The sequence below is a fragment of the Halorubrum trapanicum genome, from assembly GCF_017873555.1.
Lineage (GTDB): Archaea > Halobacteriota > Halobacteria > Halobacteriales > Haloferacaceae > Halorubrum > Halorubrum trapanicum.
Window position 1 is genome coordinate 219,369 of the sequence record NZ_JAGGKE010000002.1, and the last position, 24,176, is coordinate 243,544.

The following is a 24,176-nucleotide window of genomic DNA, read 5'->3' on the forward strand; positions in this document are numbered from 1 at the left end:
GCTCAGTCGTTGTCGGGCGACGGGACGTTCGATCCGATCTCCTCGACCGACGGGCCCTCCTCGGTCAGGTTCCCGTCGCGCCAGGTGTCGCGGTTGAACCAGAGGTACGCGACGATCCCGCCGACGACGTTCGAGATCGGGAACGAGATCCACAGCCCCATCGCGCCGAGCGAACCGGCGGCGACCCACGCGACCGGCAGGCGGACGAAGCCGAGCGTGACGAGGGAGATGACGGCCGCGATCATGGTGTGGCCGGCGCCGCGGAAGCCGCCGGTGTACGCGCGCATGACGCCGATGAACCCGAAGGAGAGACCGCTCACGCGGAGGAACGTCGTCGCGTGGTCGACCACCGCCGGGTCCGGGGAGAAGACGCCGGCGATCGGCCGCGCGGCGAGGACGATGATCCCGCCGCCGACCGTGAGCAGGACGAGCATGGCGCGTGCGCCGAAGTGGTTCGTCTCGGCGGCGCGGTCCAGTTCCCCGGCGCCGATGTTCTGCCCGGTCATCGTCTCGATCCCCTGCGATACGGCGAGCGCCGGCAGGAAGATAACCGAGAAGATCCGCGTCCCGATGCCGTACGCCCCGCTGACCGCGTTCGGGAAGTTCGCGACCACGACGAGCAGCGCGGTGATCGACACCGACCGGGCCGCGCCCTCCGCGGAGGCCGGGAGGCCGATGCCGAGGACGGTCTTCCCGAACTCGGGGTCGGGGACCATCTCCGAGAGCCGGATCTGGACCCCCCTGTCTCCGCGGAACATGATCTGAAGCCCGACGAGGAGCGCGAGCGCCCGAGAGCCGACGGTCGCGATCGCCGCACCGGCGATCCCCCAGCCGGTGAAGCCCGTCGCGTCGAGGGCCGCGGCCTCCAGTCCGCCGAGTCCGAGGAACCCGAAGAGAGGGTTCGCGTCGAATCCGAAGATGAAGATCGGGTCGAGGACGATGTTGAGGACCACGGAGCCGGCCATGACGTACATCGGGGTCACCGTGTCGCCATAGCCGCGCATCAGCGCCATGAACACCGCGAAGCCGAAGACGGCGAACAGGCCGATCGCGTAGACGCGCATGTACTCGACGACGAGCGGGGCGACCGTCGCGTTCACCCCGAGGAGCGCGGTGACCTCGTCGACGAAGACGTATCCCACCACCCCCAAGACGACGGAGATGACGGCCGCGTAGGCCATCGTCTGCGAGGCGGCGTAGGCGGCGCGCTCCTCGTTGCCGGCGCCGGTGTGTTGGGCGACGAGGACGCTCCCCGCGACGGAGACGCCGAGCGCCAGCGAGATCATCAGGAAGACGATCGGGAACGCGAACGTGATCGCGGACAGCGCCTCCGTGCTGTAGCGGCCGAGCCAGAAGGTGTCGGCCAGGTTGTACAGCACCTGAAAGAGGTTCTGGACGACGATCGGCAAAGAGAGGAAGAACAGCGGCCACCCGATGTCGCCCGAGGTGAGGTCCAGCTCGTCGGCGCCCTTGAACAGGGAGTCTATCGAGTCGCGAAGCCCCATCAGTGGCTCACCTCCGGAGGGGTCGCGTCGTCACGGTTTCGGAGGGGGCTGTGCGCGGCGTCGGGGATCGGTCGTTCCGTGTCGTCCATTCGGTACCTACCGATACTGACTGACTGGTCAGTCAAAAGCGTTCGGAAGCCGGCGGACCGCGACGCCGGGCTGCCCGGTCGCGGGGAGCGGCCGCGCGCTTCCCGGGCGTAGAAAGCGGCCGAACGGTCTAAGTGCGCGCGCGTCCGAAATCGGCCAATGAGTCTTCGGCCCGCGTGGCTAACGTTCAGGCGATACGCGGCGGCGACGACGGGGATGACGCTCGTCCTCTTCTCGCTCGGCGTCTACACCGCGGCGACCGGCTCCGGGCTGGCGTGTCAGGCCCAGTGGCCGCTGTGTTCCGACCAGCTCATCCCGGCGCTGACGATCAACCCCGACTTCATCGAGTGGTTCCACCGGGCGTGGGCCATGGTTACCGGCTTCCTCATCGTCGGCGTCGCCGGGTGGACCTGGCTCGGTACCGGGTTCGAGCGCCGGACCCGGCTGGCCGCGACGCTGGCGGTCGCGATCCTTCCGCTTCAGATCACCGTCGGCGCGATCACCGTCACCCTCGGCGGACTCGTCCCCGGCGGGTACACGGTGTCGACCCACGCCGCGCACCTGATCGTGGCGCTGATCATCTTCACGCTGCTCGGACTGGCGACCATCTGGGGCGGCGGTCGCGGGAGCGCTCGGCTGCTCCGCGCGGCGGCGGGTATCGCCGTCGCCGGCATCGTCGCCAGCGCGGTCTTCTCGCGGGCGGTGCCGTTCCTCACCTACGCGCCGCCCGCGCAGGCCGCCTTCTACGTGACCGGGCTCGCCGGTCACCTCGGTCTCGTCGCGACGGTCGCGTACGCGACGGAGGCGGTTCGAGGGTGGTACGACGGTCTCGACGGCGGCACCGCGGGTACGGTCCGGGCGCTCGCGGCCGGATCGATGGTCGCGCTCGTCGGGACGCTGCTGCTCGGTCGCGATCTGGTCCCCTACACCGCGACGTGGCAGCGGATCAACCTCGTCGCGCTGGGCGTCGCGCTCGCGCTCGCCGCGGGCGCGGCGTGGACGCTCCGCGGGGCCGACGAGATGCGCGACGGGAGCGTGCCGATCGGCGGCGACTGACGCCGCCCGACGGCGGGGATTTCGCCGGGACGACCGTGTTATACCCCCGAAGAGCGGCAATTATTGCCTGGATACGGTCGAAACGTTGAAACCGTGATCAACCGAGCAACGGTGTATGGACGAACGCAGTTCAGTGAACCGGCGACAGTACCTGACCGCGGTCGGCGCTGGCGGCCTGACCGCAGCGGCCGGCTGTATCGGCGGCGGCGGCGGCGACGACGGTGAGACGATCACCATCGGATCGGACATTCCGTACGCGCCCTTCGAGTACCGGAACGAGGCCGGCGACCTCATCGGGTTCGACGTCGAGATCGCCGAGGCCGTGTTCGGCGAGCAGCTCGACTTGAACTACGAGTTCCAGGAGACCTCCTTCGACGGGATCATCGCGTCGCTGAACAACGCGAACTTCCGCGTCATCATGAGCGCGATGACGATAAACGAGTCGCGGGCCGAGCGCGTCGACTTCTCCGACCCGTACTTCACCGCGTACCAGACCGTCCTCGTGCTGGAGGACAGCGACATCACCTCCCGCGAGGACCTCCGGGGCGAGTCCGTCGGCGTCCAGCGCGGAACGACCGGCGAGGCGGCCGCCGAGGACCTCCAAGAGGAGTTCGACGGCGAACTCCAGATCGAAAGCTACGACCAGATCAACGGCGCGTTCGACGCGCTGCTCAACAACCAGGTGTCGGCGGTCATCAACGACAACACGGTGAGCGCCTCGTTCGCCGCGGAGAACGACGGCGTCGTGTTCCTCGAGGGCGACGGGGTCGCGGCAGACCGCGACGACGCGCCGCCGTACCTCACCCTGACTATCGAGGAGTACGGGATCGCGTTCCGGCAGGACGACGACGACTTCAGAGGGGAGGTCAACGACGCACTTCAGGCGATCCGCGACGACGGAACGTACGAGGAGATCTACAGCGAGTACTTCGACGGATAGCTCCCTCGACCCCGTCGTTTCACCTGATATTCAATGGCAACACAGACCGAATCGGAGTCGAGCGGCGGCGGCGTACTGATGCGCGACCGGCTGGTGAAGCGGGCCGGCGAAGTGGCCGCCGGCGGGTTCATGCTGGCCATCGGCGGACTGCTCGTGTGGATCCTCTCGACGCAGGTCAACTACGAGCTGCTCGCCTCGCCGCTCATCGCCCGGCGGTTCGCGGAGGCGTTCTTCCTCGTCGTCCAGATCGTCGTGATATCGAGCCTCCTTTCGGTGTCGCTCGGCGTCCTCGTGGGGCTGGGGCGGATCTCGACGTCGAACGTCACCGGTCGGATCGCGAAGGGATACGTCGAGTTCTTCCGCGGCACGCCGCTTCTGTTCCAGCTGTTCGTCATCTACTTCGGCGTGCCGCGGCTGTGGGCGACCGGCGAGTTCCCCTTCTCGGACTGGGCGATCCCGGCCGCGATCATCGGACTCACGCTGAACCACGGCGCGTACGTCGGGGAGGCGATCCGCGGCGGGATCGACGCCGTCCCGGACGGGCAGATGGAGGCGGCGCGGTCGCTCGGGATGTCCCGGGTGATGGCGCTGCGGGAGGTCGTCCTCCCGCAGGCGTGGCGGAACGCGCTCGCGGCCATCGGCAACGACCAGATCATCCTCGTGAAAGACACCTCGCTGCTGACCGTCATCGCCGTCCCGGAGATCATGAGCGTGTTCCGGAACATCAACAGTAACCAACTGGACCCGTGGACCCCGCTCGTGTGGGTGTGCGTGCTGTACCTCGCGATCACGATGTCGATGAGCCAGCTCGTCAACGGCCTGGAGCGCCGGTCGGACTGGGGGTCGGACAGCGGGATGTTCGGTCGGCTGTCGGGGCTCGGCTCCGGCGGCGACGCCGACGGAGGTGAGGAGTCGTGACCGGTCCGCTCGTCGAGTTCGACGGCGTCGACAAGTCGTTCGGCGAGACGCAGGTGCTGTACGACGTCGACCTCTCCGTCGACGAGGGGGAGGTCGTCGTCGTCATCGGGCCGTCCGGCTCCGGGAAGTCGACGCTGCTCCGGTGTGCGAACCGGCTGGAGGAGATACAGGGCGGCGACATCCGCCTCGACGGCCGGTCCGTGATCGAGACGGACGTCAACGAGATCCGCCAGCAGATCGGGATGGTGTTCCAGTCGTTCAACCTCTTCCCGCACAAGACCGCGCTGGAGAACGTCGCGCTCGCCCCGGAGAAGGTCAAGGGCGTGCCGGAGGCCGAGGCGAAGGAGGCGGCGGCGGACCTGCTCGACCGGGTCGGACTCGCCGATCAGGCCGAGTCGTACCCGGGCGCGCTCTCGGGCGGTCAACAGCAGCGCGTCGCCATCGCCCGCGCGCTCGCCATGGAACCGAAGGTGATGCTGTTCGACGAGGTGACGAGCGCGCTCGATCCGGAGCTCGTCGGCGAGGTGCTCGACGTGATCGAGGGGCTCGCGGCCGACGGGATGACGATGGTCCTCGTCACCCACGAGATGGGGTTCGCCCGCGAGGTCGGCGACCGGATCGTCCTGATGGCCGACGGCCGGGTCGTCGAGCGGAGCGAGACGCAGTCGTTCTTCGAGGAGCCGTCGACCGAGCGCGGTCAGCAGTTCCTCTCGCGGCTGCTTTAGTCGTGTCTCGTCCTCTCACAGGTCGGTGACGACCTCGACTCCCCGAACCGCGTACTCGTTCATGGCCGCGAGCCGGTCAGAGACCTCAGACAGCGCCAGCTCGCGGGCGACCAAGGCCCCGGGGTCGATCCCGGTCGACTCGATCATCGCGAACAGGTCCGGGTAGCTCGTCGGCGGCATTCCGCGCGAGCCGATAAAGGATATCTCCCACCGGGTCATCCAGTCCGTCGGCAGCGACACCTCCCCGCGCTCTGCGTCCGTCGTGAGTCCGACCTGAACGTGGGTGCCGCGCGGCCGCAGCGACCGGACCGAGTTGCGGCAGGTCTCCGCGATTCCCAGCGCGTCGAGCGACACGTCGGCGCCGCCGTCGGTGAGGTCGCGGACCCGTTCCGGGACCGAGTCGTTCGCTCCGTCGCCGCCCGGGTTCACAGTCTCGCCCGCGCCGAACTCGGTCGCGAGCGCGAGGGCGTCGTCGTCGACGTCGACCGCGATCACGCGCGCGCCGAGCGCCGCGGCGATCTGGACCGCGGAGAGACCGACGCCCCCGCAGCCGTGGACCGCGACGGCGTCGCCGCCGCCGACGGCCGCCCGCTCCGCGAGCGCGTGGTACGCCGTCATGTACCGGCAGCCGAGCGCCGCGGCGGCGGTCGCGCCGAGCCAGTCGGGGCGTTCGACGAGGTTGTAGTCGGCCGCCGGGACGGCCACTCGCTCCGCAAACGCACCGGGGGCGGCGGACTCGAACCCCAGCGCCCGCCCGTCCTCGCAGACGTTGCCGGCCCCACGGCGGCAGTGCGGACAGGTGCCGTCGCCGAGCGAGAAGGGGACCACCACGCGGTCGCTCGGGCGGAATCGGTCGACCTCGTCGCCGACGGCGACAACCTCGCCGGCCGGCTCGTGGCCCAACACCTGCCCGCGCGGGACGCGGTCGTCGGCCCACTCGCCGTGCCCGGCCCAGGCGTGCCAGTCGCTCCGACAGACGCCGCAGGCGTCCACGCGGACGACGGCGCCGTCGGGGGCCGGTTCGGGGTCGGGAATCTCGCGGACCGCGAGCGGCTCGCCGTACTCCCGCAGGATCGCTGCGCGCATACGACGATCCACCGGGGGACGCGACAAAGGTCTCTCGGCGATCCGGTCCGCAGATCTAATTATTTCGTATGTTTTTGACTTGATCTCATCGTATGACACGTGATAGCCGAGTAAGGCTTATGCTGTCGCGGTAGACTCGTTGACACGTGGTACGACGGATGGAACAGCGCCCGGGGATCGCGTACCGTCGTCCAGACGGCGATCCCTCTCGGCTCGTGATCGAGACCGACGGGGAGCCGCGGCTCGACGTCACGGAACGGCCGGAAGGGGGATGGCTCGACCGCGTGGTCGGCGACGACCGCGATCGACTCCGCGAGGCGCTCGGATCGGACTCCGTCGACGTCGTGTATCGGGTCGCGGCCGACGAGGACTCACGGTGGGTCCACGAGCGAGGCCGAGCGACGGACGACGGCGACGTGGTCGGGTATCTCTTTCCGGCGGACGAACGCGTCCGGCGGCGACGGCGGCTGGAGCGACAGCGAGAGCGACTCGAGGAGTTCGCGAGCGTCGTTTCACACGACCTCCGGAACCCCCTCTCCGTCGCGGTCGGGAACATCGAACTGGCCGACGACCTCGACGGTGACGCGGCGGCCGACCGGCTGGACCGCGCCCTCGACGCGCTCGACCGGATGGACGACCTCATCGGCGACCTCCTGACGTTGGCGCGAGAGGGGGAGACGGTTCAGTCCGCCGAGTCGACGGACCTGCGGTCGGTCGTCGAGAGCGCGTGGGGGACCGTCGGCGAATCCGCCGACGCCGCCCTCGTCGTCGACGGACCGCTCGGGACGGTGCCGTGCGATTCCGACAGGCTTCGACAGGCCCTGGTGAACCTCTTCCGGAACGCCCTCGAACACGGGACACCCGAGGGCGTCGACGCCCTCCCCGGATCCGATTCGGCCGAGGGCGACGCCGGGTTCGGAGACCGGGTCGCGTCAGGGACGTTCTCGGCCCGAGAGGAGCCGCCGTCGGACCGCGCCGAGACGGACGCGGAGAGCGCCGCGATCCGTATCCGCGTGGGACGGACGGACGAGGGGTTCTACGTCGCTGACGACGGCCCGGGGATCGAACCCGACCAGCGGGACGCCGTCTTCGAGCCGGGACACACGACCGCCCCGGGCGGCACCGGCTTCGGGTTGGCGATCGTCGAGCGGATCGCGGAGGCCCACGGGTGGACGATCTCGGTGACGGAGAGCCGAGAGGGCGGCGCCCGGTTCGAGTTCGTCTGCGACGGTCCGATCGAAACCGCGGAGTCGTCCGAAAGCGAGGCGAGTCCGACTCGCAGCGCTTGAGCGTCCGCGTCCGCGCTCGGAAACCGGTAGCGAGTCACATGAAGTCGTTCAGTCCGGCCTGATCGTCGCCCGCGCCGTCGGCGTCTCCGTCGCCCGCGCCGTCGGAGGATCCCTCGTCTACCGAGTCGTCGCGATCGGTTCCCGCGGCGTTCGTTTCGGCGCCGTCGAGGGGGGAATCGTCGCCGTCGGAAGCCGCGTCCTCCCCGTCGTCCGCGCGCCCCGCCGCGTCGAGCGCGAAGGCGCCGTCGGCGTGTTCCTCGATCAGTTCCTCGCGGCGGGCCTGCGCGTCCTCGACTATCGACGCAACCTTGTTCGTCGACTCGCCCGAGCCGGTGACGAAGGCGACCCCTTCCTCGTCGAGGTCGTAGGCCGCCGCCATCGCGACGGTCAGCTCGCGGGGCTTACAGTGGTGGGTGACGGACTCGAGGAACGGCAACACCTCGCGTCTGGCGGTCGCGACGCTACAGCCGCTCGCGGCCGCGATCTTGCCGACGATCTCGTCCGCGGTCGCGTCCGACGACGACCAGAACTGCGGGCGACCGTACCGCGTCCACCCGCCCTTCTCGCCGTCGCGGGCCGCGGCCACGCCCGCGGCCGCGTTGTCGGTCGCGTACCGCCAGTAGGAGTAGTTCTGCGTGGCGCGCACGCGGCCGAGCCACACGTCCGCGTTGGCGAGGAAGTCGTACGCGCGGACCGCCTCCGCCGGCTCGTACACGTCCAAGAGGTTGTTCTCGATCCACCGCATCAGGTCGTCGGGCGTCTCGTCGACGGCGTACGCCGACCGGAGCGCCTCCTCGGCGGACTCCTCTTTCAACACGGCGTCGAGGAACGGGAACAGCCCCAACGCCTTGTCGCGGTCGCCGGTGACCACGTCCTCGACCGTGATCGAGTCGCGCCCCTGCGTGGCGGCCTGGAGGTCGTTGACCGCGCCCCGCAGGTCGCCGCGGTTCCCCTCCGCGATCCGCTGGAGGGCGTCGGACTCGAACTCGATCCCCTCCTTGCGACAGACGTCCCGGAGGACGGGGACGATGGAGCGCGCGGAGACGTCGCGGAACTCGATCTCCTGGGTCGCGTTCCGGAGTCCGCGCGACATGTCGTAGTAGTCGTTGGCGATGAGCACGATGGGCTGGCCCGACTCCTTGACCAGCTTCGTGATCGCCGACGCCCCGCCCCGGTCGTAGTTGCCGTGGATGTTGTCCGCCTCGTCGACGATGACGAGCTGGCGCGAGGCGGTGTCGCCGCCGCTCGCGCCGCCGCCCGCGGCGCTCCCGCCGAGGGTGGCGTTGCGCGCGGCCCGCCCCGCGAATCGCTCGATGACGTCGGCGGTACGCTGGTCGGAGGCGTTGAGTTCGACGGTCTCCCAGTCCATGTCGTTCGCGAGCGCGTGCGCCGCGCTCGTCTTCCCGACGCCCGGGCTGCCGTGGAGGACGACCGCCTCGCGGTGGTCGTCCCACGAGCGGGCCCACTCCGCGAACGCGTCGCGGGCCTTGTCGTTGCCGCGCACCTCCGAGAGCGTGCTCGGGCGGTACTTCTCCGTCCAGTCGGCCATTACCGGAGCAAGGAGCGAGCCGCGTTTAGGGGTTGCGGAGCGTCAGTCCTCGCTCGGCTCCGCCAGGTCGTATCGCGGCGCGAAGCCGTCGTACGCACCATCGCTAGAGGCGATAGTATCGCCGTCGGATTCGACGAGGTGGAGCGCGTCGAACGGCGTGAACCCGTGTTCCTCGACGTACGTCGCCGCCGCGACGACCGTGTCCGCGTCGCCGCGGACCTCCACGAGACTCGCGGCGTTCGTGACGACCCGCTCCGTGTCGCGGTCCTCGCGGTAGGCGACCAGGAGGAGTTCGATGAGGGTGAACTGCGACGTCCACAGCTCGCTCCGACGGTCGCGGTACGCCTCCTCGGCCGCCTCACCGAGCCAGTCCTCGTCTTTGATCAGCGCGAGGAGGAAATCGGTCTCCGCGTACATTCAGCGCCCGGCCTCGTCGAACGCCGCCTCGCGCGCCTCCTCGCGAAGCTCGTCGGCCGTCTTCTCGACCCCCGCAAACTCGTCTCGGAGGGCGTCGAGCGGGTCTTCCGCGACCGGGATCAGCTTGATCCCGTCGTGGACCTCGACGATGCGATAGCGGTCGCCGTACCGCTCTCGCAGGTCCTTCGGAAGCGTCATCCGACCTCGGTCGTCGAGCGTCGCCTCGGACATACGCGAACGTAGTGTGGGTAGAAATAAGAATGTACCCATCGAGAGCATCTGTACCCACGCCCGAGGCGGACGCCCGCCGACCGGAGGCCGCCGGCGTCACGCATATTTCGACGGATCCCCCGAAACGGAGGGGTGCGCCCCCGAACGCGACGACCCCAGCGGTTCAATTTTCGGCGTTGATATTCGTGCCACTAAGTACATAAGTGCGCTTCTCCTTTTTACAGTCAACCAGCAACCGATCGGAACGGAACTGAGGGCCGCTTCAACCATGGCACACGAGGCCCTCGGTGTCCGTTCTTCGGTGAACCGCTGGGTTCAAACAATGAAACCAACCAACCAATCCAATTCGGACGACCGTGCGGTGAGCCCCGTTATCGGGGTCATCCTGATGGTCGCGATTACAGTCATCCTGGCGGCCGTCATCGGGACGTTCGTCCTCGGGCTGGGCGATCAGTTAGGCGACACGGCGCCGCAGGCGACCTTTACGATCGACGACAACAGTTCGCAAACGATCAACATCACCAAGACAGGCGGCCAGTCGCTCGAAGCGGGCGATCTCGTGCTTTCGGTCGACGGTGAGAGAGTCAATACCTCCTTCCCAGGAGACACCTGGGAAACAGGCGAGCGGAAGGAAATCGGTAACGGAGATAGTGGTCTCAGCGACTGGGACTCCGGTGAGGCTACAGTTCGAATAATCCACGACCCGAGCGGGAACGCGATCTTCGAGCGGACGTGGGACTTCAGCTAATCGCGTAGCCCGGTTATCACCTCTGTCGGATCTCTATTTCTGTTGGACATCAGAATCGAAGAGCGTCGGCGTTGAACCGCTTGGTCGTGTTGGTCGACGCCGAGCTTGTTTAGTAATTCTCAATGGATAAAGAAGGCAAAGAATAATTCAATCAACTCCTTAACAGTATGTTAAGAATGAATCAGAACAAGCTACAGGATTGCTCGCCGACTATCACGAAGACATTAGAGAATTTGGAAGAGTTTTATTCAGAGGTTGGTGAGTACAAGATCCGTCACGCACCAGCTATTTGGACTCTAGATCGTTTTGATAGTGAGAAGTCGACAATATTCTTGGAAAAATTTGGAGAGGATTTAAGTGTCGATCTTGCTGATTACTTATTATTAGAGTACGGTAGGATATTCACGCCGTTATATAGGCTGTTCATTGAAAATCAGAAGCCAGAGAACTGTAGTGACCATATAAAACTAATCCTCCAAACTCAGAAACAGAAGCAGGAGTTCTCTGGCGGTTTTGTCAACTATCACCCAAATCTATTCCGATCTCTCGTACACATCGCACCCGATTCAGAAGCGACTCAAAGAGCTCGGGATTACTTTATCAAAAATTTTCACCCAGAACAAAACCCGGTAAGAGGACTAATAAGCGGGGTCTCCGGGGTTCTTGGACTTATTGAATTAAATTATAATAAATATGAAGAAATGACGGGGGAGTGGTTACAAGAAATCGCATCGGAAATTGTGGGGGAAGGTAGAAGCGAAACATTAGATGGCGGAACTATTTCAGCGGGTCATTTATTAGAGGCTTCAACCAAACACCGCAGTTATTCTCTTCCACAAGAAGTAATCACTACGATTGAAGAGGATCTTGTTGACTACTGTGACAGTTTTAACCAACATATAGAAAATTCCGGTTTTGACGAGCTAGCCAGCAACGATTTCTATACCCAAGAGAAGCGCTCACATGGAGCAGTTATGTTGCCAGCTTTTGCTGTGAATTCGCTAACAGCAATCGGTCATGGATACAATGTCTCCGGGTATGAACGAGAATGGGAGAACCAACTTAAAGAAAAAGAGCAGGAGCGAACTAGGTCTGAGTTTGTCTCAACGTTGCCTGCAATGGAGATGTGGGAGCGTAAACGTGGAATACAACGGAAGGCAGAATCAATGATTTCTTCTACAGAGAATGAGCTTCGTATCGCTTCACTACGGATCGATATGCTTCATGAGGACTTGATCGATATCGCTGAATCAGATGAGGAGATTGAGATAAAAATACTCACAAACACGGGTTCATCACGTGGCGAGCGACGGAAAATGGCGAACGCGGTGATAAACGAACTGGCTCGTCGAACTGAGGGCAACGTCCATGAACACCAGCTAGTTCATGCCCGGATTGTTATAGCAGACGATCGAGAATTGCTGGTTTCATCTGCTGATCTTACGAGGGATCAGCTTGCAGACGAATTTAACGGCGGTATTTACACCAGAGATCCTGATGCGGTCCAGCAAGCTATAGACGCATTCGATGAAATCTGGAATAGCGGGCATAAACTGGACCCAAGTGGTAATTGATCACAAGCTGCTGAAGGATAGCTCAGGGGTGAGTTATTTGACTCACTTACTGACCGCCTCCTCGACGATATCGATTTCCTCGTCGGTCAGTCCGTACAACTCATACACGATCTCATCAATCAGCGCATCCGTCTGCTCGGCCTTCGCGTCGAGCTCCTCGGCGCGCTCCTTCGTCTCCAGGTAGTTCTCCAGATCATCGGCCACGTCGTCGACATCGGGCAGTTCGATCGCCTTCAGCCGGTCGATCAGCGAGTTCGTCTTCGTCGCCGTCTCGCGGAAGTTCGCGAAGCCGCCCGCCTCGTCGACGGCGACCGGGACCCGTCCAGCAAACCGCCTCAATCGGCGTCCCGTGCGCACCGACCCGGCCGGTCCGGTTCCGACTGTGCTGACCTACGTTCCGACCGAGTCCGGCATTAGCAACGAAAGGAGAACTTCCTTGAAACAAGCCCTCTTCGGACGACGTAAGCGATGGGTAACGGCGACGTCCAGTACTCCGAGTGGGTGGAGTACCCACATGCTCGCCTGCGGGTCGATATCGACAAGACGGCGGGGGTTCCAACTCGGTTCGTCGTCCAACTGGAACGACGCGTCGACGGATCGTGGCGGCAGGTCGTTCGGTTCGATCACGAATCCGAGAATCCGATGGGCCACGATATCACCGACGAGGGACTCCACATGGACGTGTATCGCGACGGCGAGAAGGTGCGGGTGAAAGATGACTTTCCACCCGTAGACTTAACCCACGCGCCGCGCTACTGTATCGCGTATATCGAGCGGCACGCCGGCGTGCTGCTCCGGAGGTTCGAGAGATGGCACGATCTGAGTCAGGAGCCGAGTGGCGGGACGAGCCCATGAGTGACGCTGAACTCGATGCGTTCGAGGACGCCGTCGACGACCTTGGTGAACGCGTCAGCAAGGTCCTCGCGGCCGGAACCGACCAGACTCTCGACGAGATCGAAGCCGAAATCGACGACCTCCAGATGCCCGACCCGCTCGACGATCGCGCCGTCGACGAGTAGTCAGATCAGTCGTGACGGCGGCCTCCTCCGACGCTACTCCCCGACCGCCTCCTCGACGATCTCGATCTCCTCATCGGTCAGGCCGTACAACTCGTAGACGATCTCATCAATCAGCGCGTCCGTCTCCTCGATCTTCGCGTCGAACTCCTCGGCGCGCTCTGTCGTCTTCAGGTAGTTCTCCAAGTCGTCGGCCACGTCGTCGACGTCGGGTAACTCGATCGCCTTCAGCCGGTCGATCAGCGATTTCGTCTTTGTCGCCGTCTCACGGAAGTTCGCGAAGTCGCCCGCCTCGTCGACGGCGACCGGCACGAAGTGCTCGATCAGGTCCGCCTCCCGTTCCGTGAGGTCCGTGATCCGGAACGTGGGCAGGTACTCGGACTCCGTGTAGCCCCACTGGTCCGTCTCGTGTGCGCCTCCATGGGCTTCGTCCGTTCCGGCAGCCCGAGAGCCTCGCTCCGGTCTGCTCTCGCAGTCCTCGTCGTCGGGCTTGTAGCGAGCGGTGGCCTCTATGAGGACCGTGTTGGCGGACTCGCGATCGACGCGAGCGGTGTTGCGTCGAAACGCCGGGACAGCGATTAGAACTGATATCGCAGCGCCGACTCGGTCGCCAGCCAGTGCGCGCCGATCAGGTCGGTCTCGACCTACTCGCGCGTTTTACTCCATTCAGCCCCACTCGTTGAGGTTCACGATCGGGGGCAGGTCGTCGGCTCCGGCACCCACTCGATCACCGCCGCGACGCGGTCGGCGATCGCGTAGGTGTCCATCGTGTCGTCGGCGTAGTAGAGTACCGGCACGTCGCCTCGCGTCTCCGCGTCGAGAAAATCGGTGTCGTGCGTGAGGACGACGATAGCCGCCCTCGCGAGCGAACGCCGCGATCGACTCGTCGTCGACGCCTTCGGAAAGCGCCTCGTGGACGTGGTCCGCGGCGACGCCCTTTCCCCGGAGCGCCTCCGCGACCCGCGGACTCGTGTTCTCGTCGACGAGGACCCGATACGCCATCCGGTTACGCGCTCTCGTCGCCGTTCAGCTCCGACAGCGACACCGCGCCGGCCTCCCGCGCCGCGGTCTCGCGTTCCGACCGTTGACGTTCGACCGCCGCCATCTCGTCGGGGTGACTGTGGTAGTACTGGAGCGCGCCGTACACGTCCGCGACGTCGAGGTCGAGCTGGTCGGCCACCGCCTCGGCCGACTTCCCGGCCTCCTCGACGAGCCCCTGAATCCGCCGGACGGTCACGCGCCGTCCCTCGATATGCGGCTCGTCGTGAACCTCGGCCACGATCCGAACCGACGACTGTGCCATACCGGTGTGTATTAGCCGAGAAGACATAAAACATCGCTCCAGCGGTCATCGATCGCTTCTCTCGAACTCGACCGGGTCTGACCGCTGGCGTGCTTCGCTCGATGCGAGCGACTACGGCGCCGCGGCGGCCCACACACCCGGGAGAGACCATGCGCCTGTCCGATACACGTCCGAATCGGTCCGTTCTACGCGTCCGCGAGCGGCTCCGGCCCAGTCGAATTCCGCCCACATGACCGGAGACTCCCCGAAACTATCAGAAAATCTAACATCGAAGTACCGGCACTACGCGGTCTCGTCGGAACCGCCGATCTGGCGGTTCATAGCGCACCCCCGAATGCGGTTTTCGAACGTTAGAGGGCGTTGAGGCTGCCGATAATGGAAATCTATAAAGAATCTGATGGGACCGCTGAGAGTCGAACTCAGGTCATACGGACCCCATCCGCATAGGATACCACTACCCCACGGTCCCTGACTACACGCTGAAAAACGACGGTCCGGTAATTAAGGACTTCGCTTCACTCCTCGTCGGCGTCCCGCGGGACCACGAGGTCGCCGTCGTCCCGCACCGCGAGGCTCCCGATCGGGTCGCCCTCGTAGACGGCCAGCCCCTCGGACCGGCCGAGGACGTACCCGTCGCGCTCGGCGGTGACCGTTGCGCGTTCTTCGCCCCCGGCGTCGACCACGCGGGCGAGGACGTCGCCCTCGGCGAAGGCGTCGCCGGCGGCGACGCGGTGCCGAGCGATTCCGGAGGTGTCGGTCGTCGGCCCGCGGAAGCGCCGCACCGGGAACTCGACGGGCTCCGGATCGACACCGACGCCGGGCGCGCCGACCGACTCGGGAACGTCCTCGGCCGCCAGGAGTCCCAGTTCGACCGCGACGCCGAACGCGCCCGCGACGCCCGCGGCGAGCAGGTCGTCGTCGACGACGCTGTGCGCGCCCAGTTCCGCGGTGAACGCCGGGACGCCCGCCTCGTTGAGCACGGCGCCCGCGGTCGAGCGCTGGAGGTTCTCCTCGACGTACTCGGCGGCGGGGTACTCCCGGACCACCGGAAGTCCGAACGCGTCGACGAGGCGGCCGAGGTCCGCGGAGAGCGCGGCCGCCTCATCCTCGCTCCGGCGGTCGCCGTAGAGGACGCGGTCGCGGATGGCGAAGGGGACGCTGCCGACGCCGGCGGTGTGACAGTCGATCAGCGCGTCCACAGCGGCGTTCGTTCCGACCGTCTCGACGGGGAACTCGCTCGATTCGTCCGCGGGGTCGTCGTCTCGGCGCTCCCCCGTGATCGCGGCGTACAGCTGCGCGTCGATCCGCTCCTGGAGCTTCGGCGGGCGGGCCGACTCCGCGTCGGCGTCGGGGAAGTGTCGGTTCGGGTCCTCGTCGGCGTAGTACGTCTCCCTCGCGTTCCGACGCAGCCCCGCCGGGGAGACGACGGGCACCGCGACGACCGCGCCGACGAGGTCGGAGAGGTGGCCCGAGAGGGCCGCGACCGTGTCCTGGACGACCGCGACGCCGGTCGCCTCGTCCCCGTGGACGCCGCCCGTGAGCCACAGCGTGGGACCATCTTCGGCGCCGTTCGCGACCGCGACGGGAAGCCGCTCCGAGCCGCCCGTCGGGAGGTCCGCGACGGCGAGCCGGCCGCGGTCGAGCGTTCCCGGCGCCGCGCTCGCGCTCCCGATTGCTATCCGTCTGCCCTCGTCCCCATCCGCGTCCGACTCGTCCATGGTCGGATCCGGTCGCGGCGGAGCTATAAAAGAACGCGCTCTAAGGCGACGACCGTCCCGCCCTCGGCGTCCGGATCACCGACGACTCGCCCGAGACAGACCGCCGTCCCATCAGGAGTGAAGCACGCGACGAGCGGGGGGTCCGCGTCAGGGTCGTCGCCGGCCGGTTCGTCATCTCCCGCCGCCGGGACGGCGTCGTCGTCGACGTCGATCACGCCGGGCGCGTAGACGGGGGCGCCGGTCGCGACACTGCGCGCGGCCGACCGCGCGATCGTCACCGCGGGGAGGTGCGTCAGGGCGTCCTCGGCGGGGCGGACGACCTCGCGGAGGAACGCGTCGTCGCCGTCCTCGGCCCACGCGAGCGCGTCGACGAGGTCCTGAAGCGTGTGAAGGTCGCGGTCGTCGAACGGGTCGGTGGCGCTGCGCCGGAGGTGACCCATCTGCGCGCCGACGCCGGTCGCCAGCCCGATGTCGTGACACAGCTTTCGGACGTACGTCCCCGACTCGCAGCGGATCCGGAGGAGCGCCTTTCGGTCCGCGACCTCCAGCACGTCGAGGTCGTGGACCGTCCGGGTGCGGAGCCGGCGGCTCACGGCGCTCTTCCGGGGCGGCTTCTGGTAAATTTCGCTCTCGAACTCGGCGACCACCTCGCGGAAGTCGGCCGGGGGCGACCCGTGGAGTTCCAGCACCGCGACGTACTCCTTGGTGCCCTCGAGGAACACCTGCGCCATGCGCGTCGCGTCGCCGGTCAGGGTGGGGAGACAACCGGTGACCTTCGGATCGAGCGTGCCGGAGTGGGCGACGCCGCCGGTGGGCGGTCCCTCCGGATCGAGCGTCGCGAGCGTCTCGTCGACGCCGTCGCGAACCCACGCCGACACCTGGTGTGAGGAGGGACCGGCGGGCTTGTCGAGGTTGACGACGCCGAACCGGAGCAGCTCCGGCACCGAGCGCTCACCGGGAGGCGCTCTGAGGGGTCCCTCGCCGTCGGCGGGGGCGTCTGCGTCGGCGTCGGAAGCGTCTGTCATGAGATGGGCGGCGGGTGCGGCTCAGAAGTCGTACACGACGTCTTCGACGGGTGCTTTCCCCTCGTCGTCCGCGGGGTCGTACGCCTCGACGGTCGCGACGAGGACGTCGAGGAAGCGTTCCGGCCCCCAGCGGGCGGTGTTGTACGCGGCGTCGTAGATCGAGAGGTCTTCGATGTCGATGTTGTAGTACTCCCGGTACCGCTTGCGCTCGGAGGTCTCGCGGCGCTCCGTCTCAGTTCTGGCGCGGTCGACGGCCTTCGCTTCGCGCTCCGCGATCCGCTCCGCGCGAACCGACAGCGGCGCGTCGAACCAGAAACGGAAATCGGCGTGGTCGGCCGCGAGCCAGCCGGCGAGCCGCGATTCGAGGACGACGTCGTCGCGCTCGACCGCGATCTCCCGGAGGCGACGGTCGAGGTCGCGGTCGATCTGCGGGTCCTCCTCGGCGAACTCGTTGAACTCGACGGGCGTCATGTCGCGCTCGGCCGCCATCTCACGGAAGATGTCGCCGCCGGAGACGTGCCCGAGGTCGAGCGCGTCAGCGAGCTGGACGGCGTTGGTGCTCTTCCCGCTCCCCGGCGGGCCGGAGACGGTGATCAACATAGCTTCACTCCGCGGGTGCCGTTCAAAACGGTTGTCGTTCGGCGCCGAGCGAAACCGGTCGGTGGGAGGATGCGGAGGCGCCGCTCACGCCTCGCCGTCCGCGGTCGCCGCCGTCATCGACCAGACCGCGACGAGTCCGAGCAGGAGTGCGGGGACGAGCGGGAGCGCGAGGTACGTCGCGAAGAAGGTGAGACCGAACGCGCCCGCCGCGTACGGGTAGACGTAGATGATCCCCGGGATGACCAGCACGCAGGTGAACAGCACGGCCGTCAGCGCCCATCCCCTGCGGCCGAAGCCGTCGGCGGTCGGTTCGCCGGCGGCCGCCGTCCGTTCCCGTGGATCGTCGCCGTCGCCGCCCGCGCCACCGCCGCTACCACCCGAGTCAGCGTCGCTACCGCCCGCATCACCGCCATCTCCCTCGGTTCCGGGGACGTGGACGTAGCCGCCGTCGGTGGTGCCGTCGGCGGTCGCGTCCGTACCGTCGGTTGCGTCGTCCGCGCCGGCGTCGGTCTCAGAACTCACTATCGGGTTTAACCACCACTTTGCCAAAGCCCTCACGGTTCTCGATCATCTCGTGTGCGCGCGGCGCTTCGCTCATCGGGAGGACCTCGCGCACTCGGGGTTCGAAGGTGCCGTCCCAGACGAGTTCCAGCACGTCGTCGACCTCGCCGGGCGTCGCCATCGTCGAGCCGAGCACCGACAGCTGGTTCCAGAAGATGCGGTTGAGTCCGGCGCCCGGGTTCCCGCCCGTCGTCGCGCCGCAGGTGACGAGCCGGCCGCCCTTCGCCATCGACTTCAGCGAGTCCGGGTAGGTGGCCTCGCCGATGTGGTCGACGACGACGTCGACGCCGCGTTTCCCAGTGAGTGCGTCGATCTCCTCGGCGAAGTCGTTCGCCTCGTAGTCGATGACGTGGTCGGCGCCGCAGTCCTCGGCGTGCGAGAGCTTCTCCTCGGTGGAGGCGGTCGCGAACACCTCACAGCCCGCGTGGTCGGCGATCTGGACGGCCGCGTGGCCGACGCCGCCGGAGGCGCCGAGGACGAGCACCCTCTCGCTCGCCTCGATCTCGGCGCGCGTGTGGAGCATGCGCCACGCGGTCTGGAAGACGAGCGACGCGGAGCCGGCGACCTCCCAGTCGACGCCGTCCGGGACCGGGACGAGGTTCGCCTCGGGGACCGTCGCCTTCTCCCCGTGGACGCCGCGGACGTGCTCGCCGATGATGTGGAAGGAGACGCAGAGCGACTCCTCGCCGTTCCGGCAGAACTCGCAGTTCCCGCACGAGACGCCGGCGCTCACGGCGACGTGATCGCCCGGCTCGAAGCGCGTCACGCCCTCGCCGACGGCCTCGACGACGCCCGCCGCGTCGCTGCCGGGAATATGCGGCATCTCCAGGTCGATGCCGGGCATGCCGCGGCGCGTCCAGATGTCGAGGTGGTTCAACGCGCCGGCCTTGACGTCGACGAGCACCTCGCCGCGGTCCGGTTCGGGGTCCGGGAACTCGCCGTACTCGATCACGTCGCGGTCGCCGTGGTCGCCGAACTGAACGGCTTGCATACTCGGGTCCTCCCGCGGAACCCACTAAACAGTACGCCTCACGGCACTGAGCGACACGCCTCGACTGTGCTGTCGAAATCCGCAGAAAGAGACACGTTCTCTCCGGTCTCGGTCGGCACAGGTGAGCTACTGAACGGTCTCTGGAGTTTGCTCAGTAGAGGAGTCCTCATATTCTACTTTTTCTCAGACACGACAGGTGATTGCCTCGGGAGAAATCGCCGTAACGCATACGCAACAGTAGCTGAGATAATCCCTATTGGGAGGCCATAGAAGATTGCTGTCCCCACGCCGGTTAAAAGCCCATAGTCAGGTTGGGGGTGATTAAGCGAGATAACACCGTACAGTGTAAAGCTGCTCATGATGATGACGGTGACAGCAATACTCACGAGTATTCCGTCGTTTCGATATGTATGTATCCCTGCCAGAATAATCGCTGATACTGTGATTCCAAGTGGACCCATAAGCAAACCAAATGAGTTTCCCATACCGGAATTTCCAACAAGATAGAGTTGACCGAAGAACAAGGCCATGAGAACGACCGAGTACCCGAGATACCGAAGCGATAGGTTCAGCGACTTCCCTAAGAGAAGCGATTCTAACCGAGAGTCCATACACCACGATGGTTCACTGGTTGTATAAGCTTTTAATCAAGAAGGTCGCAGAAAATTAGACAGATAGATAGTAGGGGGCTCTGTTGAAATCCTCAGCGGTTGATGTTTTCACACTCTCAATCGCTCAGTACAGTAATAATACACACTTGAAATGGAAACTCAGCGGGTTGTTAGAAGGACCCAAGACATATGTCGAGTCCAACGATTCTATACATAATGACTAATTTCACAGGATATCTGCTGAGCATAAGAGATACGATCGTTAAAAAACGAGGTGGGGAGGTCAGCTATGGCATTTTATCTGCCATTGGTATAATCTTGTTTGCGTTAACATTCAGATCAGTTGATTTCAACGCGTCCTCAATAGTTACATTATTTCCGTTTCTGATCAGTTTAGCTTTTCTTTCCTACGGAGTATCTGGTTTTGTACCGGACAAGAACAAAAATACAATATTATTGCTGCGATCAGGTGTTGTGCTTATAGCAATTGCCGCGATTGGCTTCGTTGTATTATTTATTCTATTTGCGCTTGGAAATACTCCTTGAGTTGTGGGCTAGGTTTTACGGTTGATTCAGCCGCACAATCCCCCATAGATCGTTCAGTACAGATGAAATGCCTAGTGGTCAACACATTTGTGTGAGTGTCTTCCGGCGCTAGTCGTTCGTTCCCTGCATTACGAGTCTTGCCGTCGCACGGTCCCGTTCTGAGCCCCTGAGGAATCCCTTCGTGAAGCCCGCCCCGAACATCGCATCAACGAGAGTATCGTCTGTCTCCGGTGGCTCTTCACGGTCTACGACAGTGGCGAAGCGAAAGATGTGGGAGTTCCCCGTCGCGGTATCAAACATTAGATCCCACCGGTACCGCCTCGTTGACTGGTCAGTATCCAAGTAAAGGTTTGAATCGGCGTTGCCATCGTCAGCGGGAACAACGTCTCCGGAGTGAGAGACGAGCGAGCCTGAGTGCCAGCCGTGTTCGACCGTTAGCGAGGCAGTCTTCCACTCGGTTCCCGTCTCGTTCGCTCCCGGGATAAGCCGATACTTGGTGACGAGAGCGTAGCGGTTGGTCAATTCGAGGTCAAGAACCGATGCGGACTGTTGAACGGTACCATACGTCTCGCGTCCCGCTGTCGTCGTGTCGGTGGCCACGATGGGGCTGTTCCGTTGACCTGTTGAAGGAACTGGCTCCTCGGCGTGCGTGGCTGGTGGAGCGGGGGGTTTGTTGGCGATCGCGGCTGTAGCCCCGAGGACGCCGACGCCCCCGGCGCTGGCGGCCAGTCCAAGGAACGTGCGACGCTTCATTATCTTGAATGAATATCTCTGAGGTAGAATATCTGTTGATAGCACTAGAGATGAACCTGCGTATCAAAGAGCCAGAAGGTACGACGCGCTCAATACGCACGCCTCAGCGACCGGCTGTTTCCGACAGGAATCTGTCTGAAGAAGAGGTTTTCAACGGAGTCGCCTCATCGAACCCGCGCGTTCGACGCGGATCTCATCATCCCCCGATACGACCTCCGCGACAACCGTGCGAATCGCCCACAGCGACCCGGCCGTTTCGTGATGTTTAAGTACTGAAAGCGGGAGGTAACGAACGCACGAACTGCAGGGGCGTCGGGTCCCGAGTCCGAGAGGGCGATGATACAACGCGGGTTGCGGTAGCCAAGCTTGGCCCAAGGCGCAGGGTTGCTAACTCTGTGGCGTCACTGCCTCCGGGGTTCGAATCCCCGCCGCAACGCTCGAACGGACGAGTACCGCCGGATTCGCGCCGGTAGGACTCACCACAACCAACACATGAGCACGGAAGAATCACAGGACGACTCACCGGAGGAGGAGGAAGACCTCCAGTACTTCGTTCGGATCGGGGGCGCGGACCTCGACGGGACGAAGACGGTCGAGCGAAGCCTGTCCGAACTCGACGGCATCGGCACGCGCACGGCGCGGCTGGTCGCCGAGAAGGCCGACGTGGACCGAAACGCCACGTTCGGGCTCCTCGACGAGGATGACATCGACGCGGTGGTCGACATCGCCGAGAACCTCGAAGACCACGTCCCGTCGTGGATGACGAACAGACAGAACGACTTCTTCTCCGGGGAGACGACGCACCTCGTCGGCACCGACGTCGACGAGAAGCGCCGTCACGACATCAACCGGATGAAGATCATCGAATCGTACAAGGGCGTGCGCCACAAGCGCGGGCAGAAGGTCCGCGGCCAGCGCACCAAGTCCACGGGTCGCTCGGAGGGGACCATCGGGGTCAACGTCGAGGAGATCCGCGAGGAGATGGAAGACGAAGAAGGCGGTGACGAGGAATGAGCACCGGCAAAAACACCAAGGGTTACGAGACGCCGAACCACCCGTACCAGGGCGAGCGCATCGCCGAGGAGTCCGATCTCCTCTCGCGGTACGGCCTGAAGAACAAAGAGGAGTTCTGGCGCGCCCAGTCCGAGCTGCGTAACATGCGCCGGGAGGCCCGACGGCTGCTCGGCGAGGCGCAGGGCGACGTCGACGCCGCTCAGGACGCCGGCGCGGAGTTCGTCGCACGCCTCCGCCGCATCGGCATCCTCGGGGACAACGACGACATCTCGACGGTCCTGTCGCTCGACGTGACGGATCTTCTGGAGCGTCGGCTCCAGACGGTCGTCTACCGCCAGGGCTTCGCTTCCTCGACCCAGCAGGCCCGCCAGTTCATCGTTCACGGCCACATCACCGTCAACGGCGCCCGCGTCACGCGCCCGTCGGTGAAGGTGGACGTCGACGACGAGGGAGCCATCGATTTCGACGAGAACAGTCCGCTCGCGGACGATCTCCACCCCGAGCGCGCGGAGTCTCAGGAGGGTAACTAATGAGTGAATCCGAGGACGGAAAGTGGGGCATCGCCCACGTGTACGCGTCGTTCAACAACACGCTCATCACGGTCACCGACGAGACGGGCGCCGAGACGATCGCCAAGTCGTCCGGCGGCACCGTGGTGAAGCAGAACCGCGACGAGGCGTCGCCGTACGCCGCCATGCAGATGGCGGAGGTCGTCGCCGAGCGCGTCAAGGACGCCGGCTTGGAGGGCGTGCACGTTCGCGTGCGCGGTCCCGGCGGCAACCTCAACAAGTCCACCGGTCCCGGTGCGCAGGCGACGATCCGCGCGCTCTCGCGTGCGGGCGTCGAGATCGGCCGAATCGAGGACGTCACGCCCATCCCGCACGACGGGACGAAGGCGCCGAAGAACAAGCGAGTCTGACATGACCGAAGACGAATTCGACGTCCAGTACGTCGAACGGGACGAACGCAGCGCGCGGGTGCTGATCCGCGGGCTCACGCCGGCGTTCGCCAACGGCATCCGCCGCGCGATGATCGCCGACGTCCCGACGTTCTCGATCGACACGGTCCGGTTCGTCGAGAACTCCTCGGTCATGTTCGACGAGATGATCGGCCTGCGTCTGGGGCTTATCCCCCTGACGACCCCGCTCGACGACTTCGAGGTCGGCGACGAGGTCACCCTCGCGCTCGACGTCGAAGGCCCGGCGACGGCGTACTCCGGCGACATCGAGTGCGCGGACCCGCTCGTCGAGGTCGCCGACGACAACGTTCCGATCATCGAGCTGAAGGAGGGACAGCGGTTGGAGTTCGAGGCCGACGCGGTCCTCGACACCGGCAAGGAGCACGCCAAACACCAGGGCGGCGTCTCCGTCGGCTACCGTCACCTCCAGCGCGTCTCGGTCGAGGGCGACCGCGGCGAGTTCGACGACGACGAGCCGAACATCCTCCGCGGTGTCATCGAGACGCCGGACGGGGAGATCGAGCTCACCGACGAGTTCGACAACGACCTCTCGGAACGGTTCCCCGGGAAGGAGGTCGCGGTCGAGGACGTGCCGGAAGCGTTCGTCTTCCACATCGAGACGGACGGCTCGTTCGACGTCGAGGAACTGCTGCTCCGCGCGATCGGCTCCATCGAGGAGCGCGCGGACGAACTACAGACGAAAGTCGCAGTATAAGGAAATGACGGCCCTTCGAACCAACCCCCTGACCGTCGCCCCCGCCGCCAGCCGCGGCGCCGCTCCGACCGCCGGAGCGCTCGCGGCAGGGTCGGCGGACGGCGGGACCGAAAGTGGTTTGAAGGGAGCCGGAATACGGTGGAGTGCACGCAGGGATAGCCAAGTCAGGCCAACGGCGCAGCGTTCAGGGCGCTGTCCTGTAGAGGTCCGCAGGTTCAAATCCTGCTCCCTGCACTCCGT

The 24,176-nt window shown here is 65.2% G+C and carries 27 protein-coding genes, 3 tRNA genes and 3 pseudogenes; 16 read left to right on the plus strand and 17 right to left on the minus strand.

The window, feature by feature from the left end; genetic code table 11:
• Positions 1 to 2 precede the first annotated feature (2 nt).
• Positions 3 to 1,505, minus strand: a complete 1,503-nt coding sequence (locus J2744_RS03475) for an MATE family efflux transporter (protein ID WP_209544574.1) — start codon at positions 1,503 to 1,505, stop codon at positions 3 to 5.
• 246 nt (positions 1,506 to 1,751) lie between these two features.
• On the opposite strand from J2744_RS03475, the gene J2744_RS03480 reads away from it, so the two are divergent.
• The 4 genes from J2744_RS03480 to J2744_RS03495 all read left to right on the plus strand — a co-directional run bounded on the left by J2744_RS03480 (position 1,752) and on the right by J2744_RS03495 (position 5,231).
• Positions 1,752 to 2,648, plus strand: a complete 897-nt coding sequence (locus tag J2744_RS03480) for a COX15/CtaA family protein (RefSeq protein WP_343769787.1) — start codon at positions 1,752 to 1,754, stop codon at positions 2,646 to 2,648.
• Positions 2,649 to 2,763: 115 nt separating this feature from the next.
• Positions 2,764 to 3,588, plus strand: coding sequence for a basic amino acid ABC transporter substrate-binding protein (locus J2744_RS03485; protein ID WP_209544576.1), 825 nt, complete (start codon positions 2,764 to 2,766; stop codon positions 3,586 to 3,588).
• A 78-nt stretch (positions 3,589 to 3,666) separates the two neighbouring features.
• Positions 3,667 to 4,506, plus strand: coding sequence for an amino acid ABC transporter permease (locus J2744_RS03490; RefSeq protein ID WP_209544955.1), 840 nt, complete (start codon positions 3,667 to 3,669; stop codon positions 4,504 to 4,506).
• A complete protein-coding gene (locus tag J2744_RS03495; RefSeq protein ID WP_209544578.1) occupies positions 4,503 to 5,231 on the plus strand; it encodes an amino acid ABC transporter ATP-binding protein in 729 nt (242 codons plus the stop codon). The genes J2744_RS03490 and J2744_RS03495 overlap by 4 nt, the downstream gene beginning before the upstream one ends.
• Positions 5,232 to 5,246: 15 nt before the next feature.
• Here the strand turns inward: J2744_RS03495 and J2744_RS03500 are convergent, their stop codons facing one another.
• The gene (locus J2744_RS03500) at positions 5,247 to 6,317 is read right to left on the minus strand and encodes a zinc-dependent alcohol dehydrogenase family protein (RefSeq protein ID WP_209544580.1); all 1,071 of its coding nucleotides are present in this window, start codon (positions 6,315 to 6,317) and stop codon (positions 5,247 to 5,249) included.
• A 158-nt stretch (positions 6,318 to 6,475) separates the two neighbouring features.
• On the opposite strand from J2744_RS03500, the gene J2744_RS03505 reads away from it, so the two are divergent.
• Entirely contained in the window at positions 6,476 to 7,606 is a 1,131-nt protein-coding gene (locus J2744_RS03505; protein ID WP_245203178.1) for a sensor histidine kinase, read from the plus strand.
• Positions 7,607 to 7,640: 34 nt separating this feature from the next.
• Here J2744_RS03505 and J2744_RS03510 read toward each other — a convergent pair whose 3' ends face one another.
• Genes J2744_RS03510 through J2744_RS03520 form a run of 3 tightly spaced genes read right to left on the minus strand, consistent with a single transcriptional unit; the run spans position 7,641 to position 9,803 of the window.
• Positions 7,641 to 9,155 carry a replication factor C large subunit gene (locus J2744_RS03510; protein ID WP_209544585.1) on the minus strand — a complete coding sequence of 505 codons (1,515 nt, stop codon included), beginning with the start codon at positions 9,153 to 9,155 and terminating at the stop codon, positions 7,641 to 7,643.
• Between the two features lie 42 nt (positions 9,156 to 9,197).
• Entirely contained in the window at positions 9,198 to 9,572 is a 375-nt protein-coding gene (locus J2744_RS03515) for a PIN domain-containing protein (protein WP_209544587.1), read from the minus strand.
• A complete protein-coding gene (locus tag J2744_RS03520; RefSeq protein WP_209544597.1) occupies positions 9,573 to 9,803 on the minus strand; it encodes an AbrB/MazE/SpoVT family DNA-binding domain-containing protein in 231 nt (76 codons plus the stop codon). It lies immediately after the preceding gene.
• 322 nt (positions 9,804 to 10,125) lie between these two features.
• On the opposite strand from J2744_RS03520, the gene J2744_RS03525 reads away from it, so the two are divergent.
• Together J2744_RS03525 and J2744_RS03530 are read left to right on the plus strand one after the other, a co-directional pair.
• Positions 10,126 to 10,551 carry a type IV pilin gene (locus J2744_RS03525; RefSeq protein ID WP_209544957.1) on the plus strand — a complete coding sequence of 142 codons (426 nt, stop codon included), beginning with the start codon at positions 10,126 to 10,128 and terminating at the stop codon, positions 10,549 to 10,551.
• A gap of 176 nt (positions 10,552 to 10,727) precedes the next feature.
• A complete protein-coding gene (locus J2744_RS03530) occupies positions 10,728 to 12,125 on the plus strand; it encodes a phospholipase D-like domain-containing protein (protein WP_209544599.1) in 1,398 nt (465 codons plus the stop codon).
• Positions 12,126 to 12,167: 42 nt separating this feature from the next.
• Here the strand turns inward: J2744_RS03530 and J2744_RS03535 are convergent.
• A pseudogene (locus J2744_RS03535) lies at positions 12,168 to 12,443 on the minus strand (restriction endonuclease); the annotation flags it as partial.
• A gap of 150 nt (positions 12,444 to 12,593) precedes the next feature.
• Here J2744_RS03535 and J2744_RS03540 point away from each other — a divergent pair.
• Both J2744_RS03540 and J2744_RS03545 read left to right on the plus strand, forming a co-directional pair.
• Complete coding sequence (locus tag J2744_RS03540; protein WP_209544601.1) at positions 12,594 to 12,980, plus strand: DUF7718 family protein; 387 nt, start codon at positions 12,594 to 12,596, stop codon at positions 12,978 to 12,980.
• A complete protein-coding gene (locus J2744_RS03545) occupies positions 12,977 to 13,144 on the plus strand; it encodes a hypothetical protein (RefSeq protein ID WP_209544603.1) in 168 nt (55 codons plus the stop codon). The genes J2744_RS03540 and J2744_RS03545 overlap by 4 nt, the downstream gene beginning before the upstream one ends.
• A 33-nt stretch (positions 13,145 to 13,177) precedes the next feature.
• Here the strand turns inward: J2744_RS03545 and J2744_RS15535 are convergent.
• The 10 genes and pseudogenes from J2744_RS15535 to J2744_RS03595 all read right to left on the minus strand — a co-directional run.
• Positions 13,178 to 13,711 (minus strand): annotated as a pseudogene (locus J2744_RS15535) (Eco57I restriction-modification methylase domain-containing protein); the annotation flags it as partial.
• Positions 13,712 to 14,005: 294 nt separating this feature from the next.
• Positions 14,006 to 14,143: pseudogene (locus J2744_RS15470) on the minus strand (DUF5615 family PIN-like protein); the annotation flags it as partial.
• A 4-nt stretch (positions 14,144 to 14,147) separates the two neighbouring features.
• On the minus strand, positions 14,148 to 14,444 hold the full coding sequence (locus tag J2744_RS03560; RefSeq protein WP_209544605.1) for a DUF433 domain-containing protein: 297 nt from the start codon (positions 14,442 to 14,444) through the stop codon (positions 14,148 to 14,150).
• Positions 14,445 to 14,842: 398 nt separating this feature from the next.
• Positions 14,843 to 14,913 (minus strand) — tRNA-Pro (locus tag J2744_RS03565).
• A gap of 46 nt (positions 14,914 to 14,959) precedes the next feature.
• Positions 14,960 to 16,162: a succinylglutamate desuccinylase/aspartoacylase family protein gene (locus J2744_RS03570; RefSeq protein WP_209544607.1), complete on the minus strand. Its 1,203-nt coding sequence runs from the start codon at positions 16,160 to 16,162 to the stop codon at positions 14,960 to 14,962.
• A gap of 23 nt (positions 16,163 to 16,185) precedes the next feature.
• A complete protein-coding gene (locus J2744_RS03575; RefSeq protein ID WP_209544609.1) occupies positions 16,186 to 17,187 on the minus strand; it encodes an RNA-guided pseudouridylation complex pseudouridine synthase subunit Cbf5 in 1,002 nt (333 codons plus the stop codon).
• Positions 17,188 to 17,208: 21 nt separating this feature from the next.
• Positions 17,209 to 17,787 (minus strand): (d)CMP kinase, encoded by a 579-nt coding sequence (gene cmk, locus J2744_RS03580; protein ID WP_209544611.1) that lies wholly within the window; start codon positions 17,785 to 17,787, stop codon positions 17,209 to 17,211.
• A gap of 84 nt (positions 17,788 to 17,871) precedes the next feature.
• Positions 17,872 to 18,309 carry a hypothetical protein gene (locus J2744_RS03585; protein ID WP_209544613.1) on the minus strand — a complete coding sequence of 146 codons (438 nt, stop codon included), beginning with the start codon at positions 18,307 to 18,309 and terminating at the stop codon, positions 17,872 to 17,874.
• Entirely contained in the window at positions 18,299 to 19,339 is a 1,041-nt protein-coding gene (locus J2744_RS03590; RefSeq protein WP_209544615.1) for a zinc-binding dehydrogenase, read from the minus strand. The genes J2744_RS03585 and J2744_RS03590 overlap by 11 nt, the downstream gene beginning before the upstream one ends.
• Before the next feature lie 173 nt (positions 19,340 to 19,512).
• The gene (locus J2744_RS03595) at positions 19,513 to 19,950 is read right to left on the minus strand and encodes a hypothetical protein (protein WP_209544618.1); all 438 of its coding nucleotides are present in this window, start codon (positions 19,948 to 19,950) and stop codon (positions 19,513 to 19,515) included.
• Positions 19,951 to 20,166: 216 nt separating this feature from the next.
• Between J2744_RS03595 and J2744_RS03600 the strand changes: the two genes are divergently transcribed.
• Positions 20,167 to 20,496 (plus strand): hypothetical protein, encoded by a 330-nt coding sequence (locus J2744_RS03600; RefSeq protein ID WP_209544620.1) that lies wholly within the window; start codon positions 20,167 to 20,169, stop codon positions 20,494 to 20,496.
• A gap of 108 nt (positions 20,497 to 20,604) precedes the next feature.
• Here J2744_RS03600 and J2744_RS03605 read toward each other — a convergent pair whose 3' ends face one another.
• Positions 20,605 to 21,249, minus strand: a complete 645-nt coding sequence (locus J2744_RS03605; RefSeq protein WP_209544622.1) for a hypothetical protein — start codon at positions 21,247 to 21,249, stop codon at positions 20,605 to 20,607.
• Between the two features lie 350 nt (positions 21,250 to 21,599).
• Here J2744_RS03605 and J2744_RS03610 point away from each other — a divergent pair.
• The 6 genes from J2744_RS03610 (at position 21,600) to J2744_RS03635 (ending at position 24,170) form a co-directional block, all read left to right on the plus strand.
• A tRNA-Ser gene (locus J2744_RS03610) sits at positions 21,600 to 21,685 on the plus strand.
• 56 nt (positions 21,686 to 21,741) lie between these two features.
• Positions 21,742 to 22,263 carry a 30S ribosomal protein S13 gene (locus J2744_RS03615; protein ID WP_209544624.1) on the plus strand — a complete coding sequence of 174 codons (522 nt, stop codon included), beginning with the start codon at positions 21,742 to 21,744 and terminating at the stop codon, positions 22,261 to 22,263.
• Positions 22,260 to 22,793: a 30S ribosomal protein S4 gene (locus J2744_RS03620; RefSeq protein WP_209544633.1), complete on the plus strand. Its 534-nt coding sequence runs from the start codon at positions 22,260 to 22,262 to the stop codon at positions 22,791 to 22,793. Before J2744_RS03615 ends, J2744_RS03620 begins: the two co-directional genes overlap by 4 nt.
• Positions 22,793 to 23,182: a 30S ribosomal protein S11 gene (locus tag J2744_RS03625; RefSeq protein WP_004046448.1), complete on the plus strand. Its 390-nt coding sequence runs from the start codon at positions 22,793 to 22,795 to the stop codon at positions 23,180 to 23,182. The genes J2744_RS03620 and J2744_RS03625 overlap by 1 nt, the downstream gene beginning before the upstream one ends.
• A 1-nt stretch (position 23,183) precedes the next feature.
• Positions 23,184 to 23,936, plus strand: coding sequence for a DNA-directed RNA polymerase subunit D (locus J2744_RS03630; RefSeq protein WP_209544635.1), 753 nt, complete (start codon positions 23,184 to 23,186; stop codon positions 23,934 to 23,936).
• 149 nt (positions 23,937 to 24,085) lie between these two features.
• Positions 24,086 to 24,170, plus strand: a tRNA-Leu gene (locus J2744_RS03635).
• Positions 24,171 to 24,176: the final 6 nt, after the last annotated feature.

Coding starts and splice junctions, on each gene's coding strand:
- J2744_RS03475 (WP_209544574.1), bottom strand. CDS start 1,505: ATGGGGCTTCGCGACTCGATAGACTCCCTGTTCAAGGGCGCCGACGAG.
- J2744_RS03480 (WP_343769787.1), top strand. CDS start 1,752: ATGAGTCTTCGGCCCGCGTGGCTAACGTTCAGGCGATACGCGGCGGCG.
- J2744_RS03485 (WP_209544576.1), top strand. CDS start 2,764: ATGGACGAACGCAGTTCAGTGAACCGGCGACAGTACCTGACCGCGGTC.
- J2744_RS03490 (WP_209544955.1), top strand. CDS start 3,667: ATGCGCGACCGGCTGGTGAAGCGGGCCGGCGAAGTGGCCGCCGGCGGG.
- J2744_RS03500 (WP_209544580.1), bottom strand. CDS start 6,317: ATGCGCGCAGCGATCCTGCGGGAGTACGGCGAGCCGCTCGCGGTCCGC.
- J2744_RS03505 (WP_245203178.1), top strand. CDS start 6,476: ATGGAACAGCGCCCGGGGATCGCGTACCGTCGTCCAGACGGCGATCCC.
- J2744_RS03510 (WP_209544585.1), bottom strand. CDS start 9,155: ATGGCCGACTGGACGGAGAAGTACCGCCCGAGCACGCTCTCGGAGGTG.
- J2744_RS03515 (WP_209544587.1), bottom strand. CDS start 9,572: ATGTACGCGGAGACCGATTTCCTCCTCGCGCTGATCAAAGACGAGGAC.
- J2744_RS03520 (WP_209544597.1), bottom strand. CDS start 9,803: ATGTCCGAGGCGACGCTCGACGACCGAGGTCGGATGACGCTTCCGAAG.
- J2744_RS03525 (WP_209544957.1), top strand. CDS start 10,126: ATGAAACCAACCAACCAATCCAATTCGGACGACCGTGCGGTGAGCCCC.
- J2744_RS03530 (WP_209544599.1), top strand. CDS start 10,728: ATGAATCAGAACAAGCTACAGGATTGCTCGCCGACTATCACGAAGACA.
- J2744_RS03540 (WP_209544601.1), top strand. CDS start 12,594: ATGGGTAACGGCGACGTCCAGTACTCCGAGTGGGTGGAGTACCCACAT.
- J2744_RS03545 (WP_209544603.1), top strand. CDS start 12,977: ATGAGTGACGCTGAACTCGATGCGTTCGAGGACGCCGTCGACGACCTT.
- J2744_RS03560 (WP_209544605.1), bottom strand. CDS start 14,444: ATGGCACAGTCGTCGGTTCGGATCGTGGCCGAGGTTCACGACGAGCCG.
- J2744_RS03570 (WP_209544607.1), bottom strand. CDS start 16,162: ATGGACGAGTCGGACGCGGATGGGGACGAGGGCAGACGGATAGCAATC.
- J2744_RS03575 (WP_209544609.1), bottom strand. CDS start 17,187: ATGACAGACGCTTCCGACGCCGACGCAGACGCCCCCGCCGACGGCGAG.
- cmk (WP_209544611.1), bottom strand. CDS start 17,787: ATGTTGATCACCGTCTCCGGCCCGCCGGGGAGCGGGAAGAGCACCAAC.
- J2744_RS03590 (WP_209544615.1), bottom strand. CDS start 19,339: ATGCAAGCCGTTCAGTTCGGCGACCACGGCGACCGCGACGTGATCGAG.
- J2744_RS03595 (WP_209544618.1), bottom strand. CDS start 19,950: ATGGACTCTCGGTTAGAATCGCTTCTCTTAGGGAAGTCGCTGAACCTA.
- J2744_RS03600 (WP_209544620.1), top strand. CDS start 20,167: ATGACTAATTTCACAGGATATCTGCTGAGCATAAGAGATACGATCGTT.
- J2744_RS03605 (WP_209544622.1), bottom strand. CDS start 21,249: ATGAAGCGTCGCACGTTCCTTGGACTGGCCGCCAGCGCCGGGGGCGTC.
- J2744_RS03615 (WP_209544624.1), top strand. CDS start 21,742: ATGAGCACGGAAGAATCACAGGACGACTCACCGGAGGAGGAGGAAGAC.
- J2744_RS03620 (WP_209544633.1), top strand. CDS start 22,260: ATGAGCACCGGCAAAAACACCAAGGGTTACGAGACGCCGAACCACCCG.
- J2744_RS03625 (WP_004046448.1), top strand. CDS start 22,793: ATGAGTGAATCCGAGGACGGAAAGTGGGGCATCGCCCACGTGTACGCG.
- J2744_RS03630 (WP_209544635.1), top strand. CDS start 23,184: ATGACCGAAGACGAATTCGACGTCCAGTACGTCGAACGGGACGAACGC.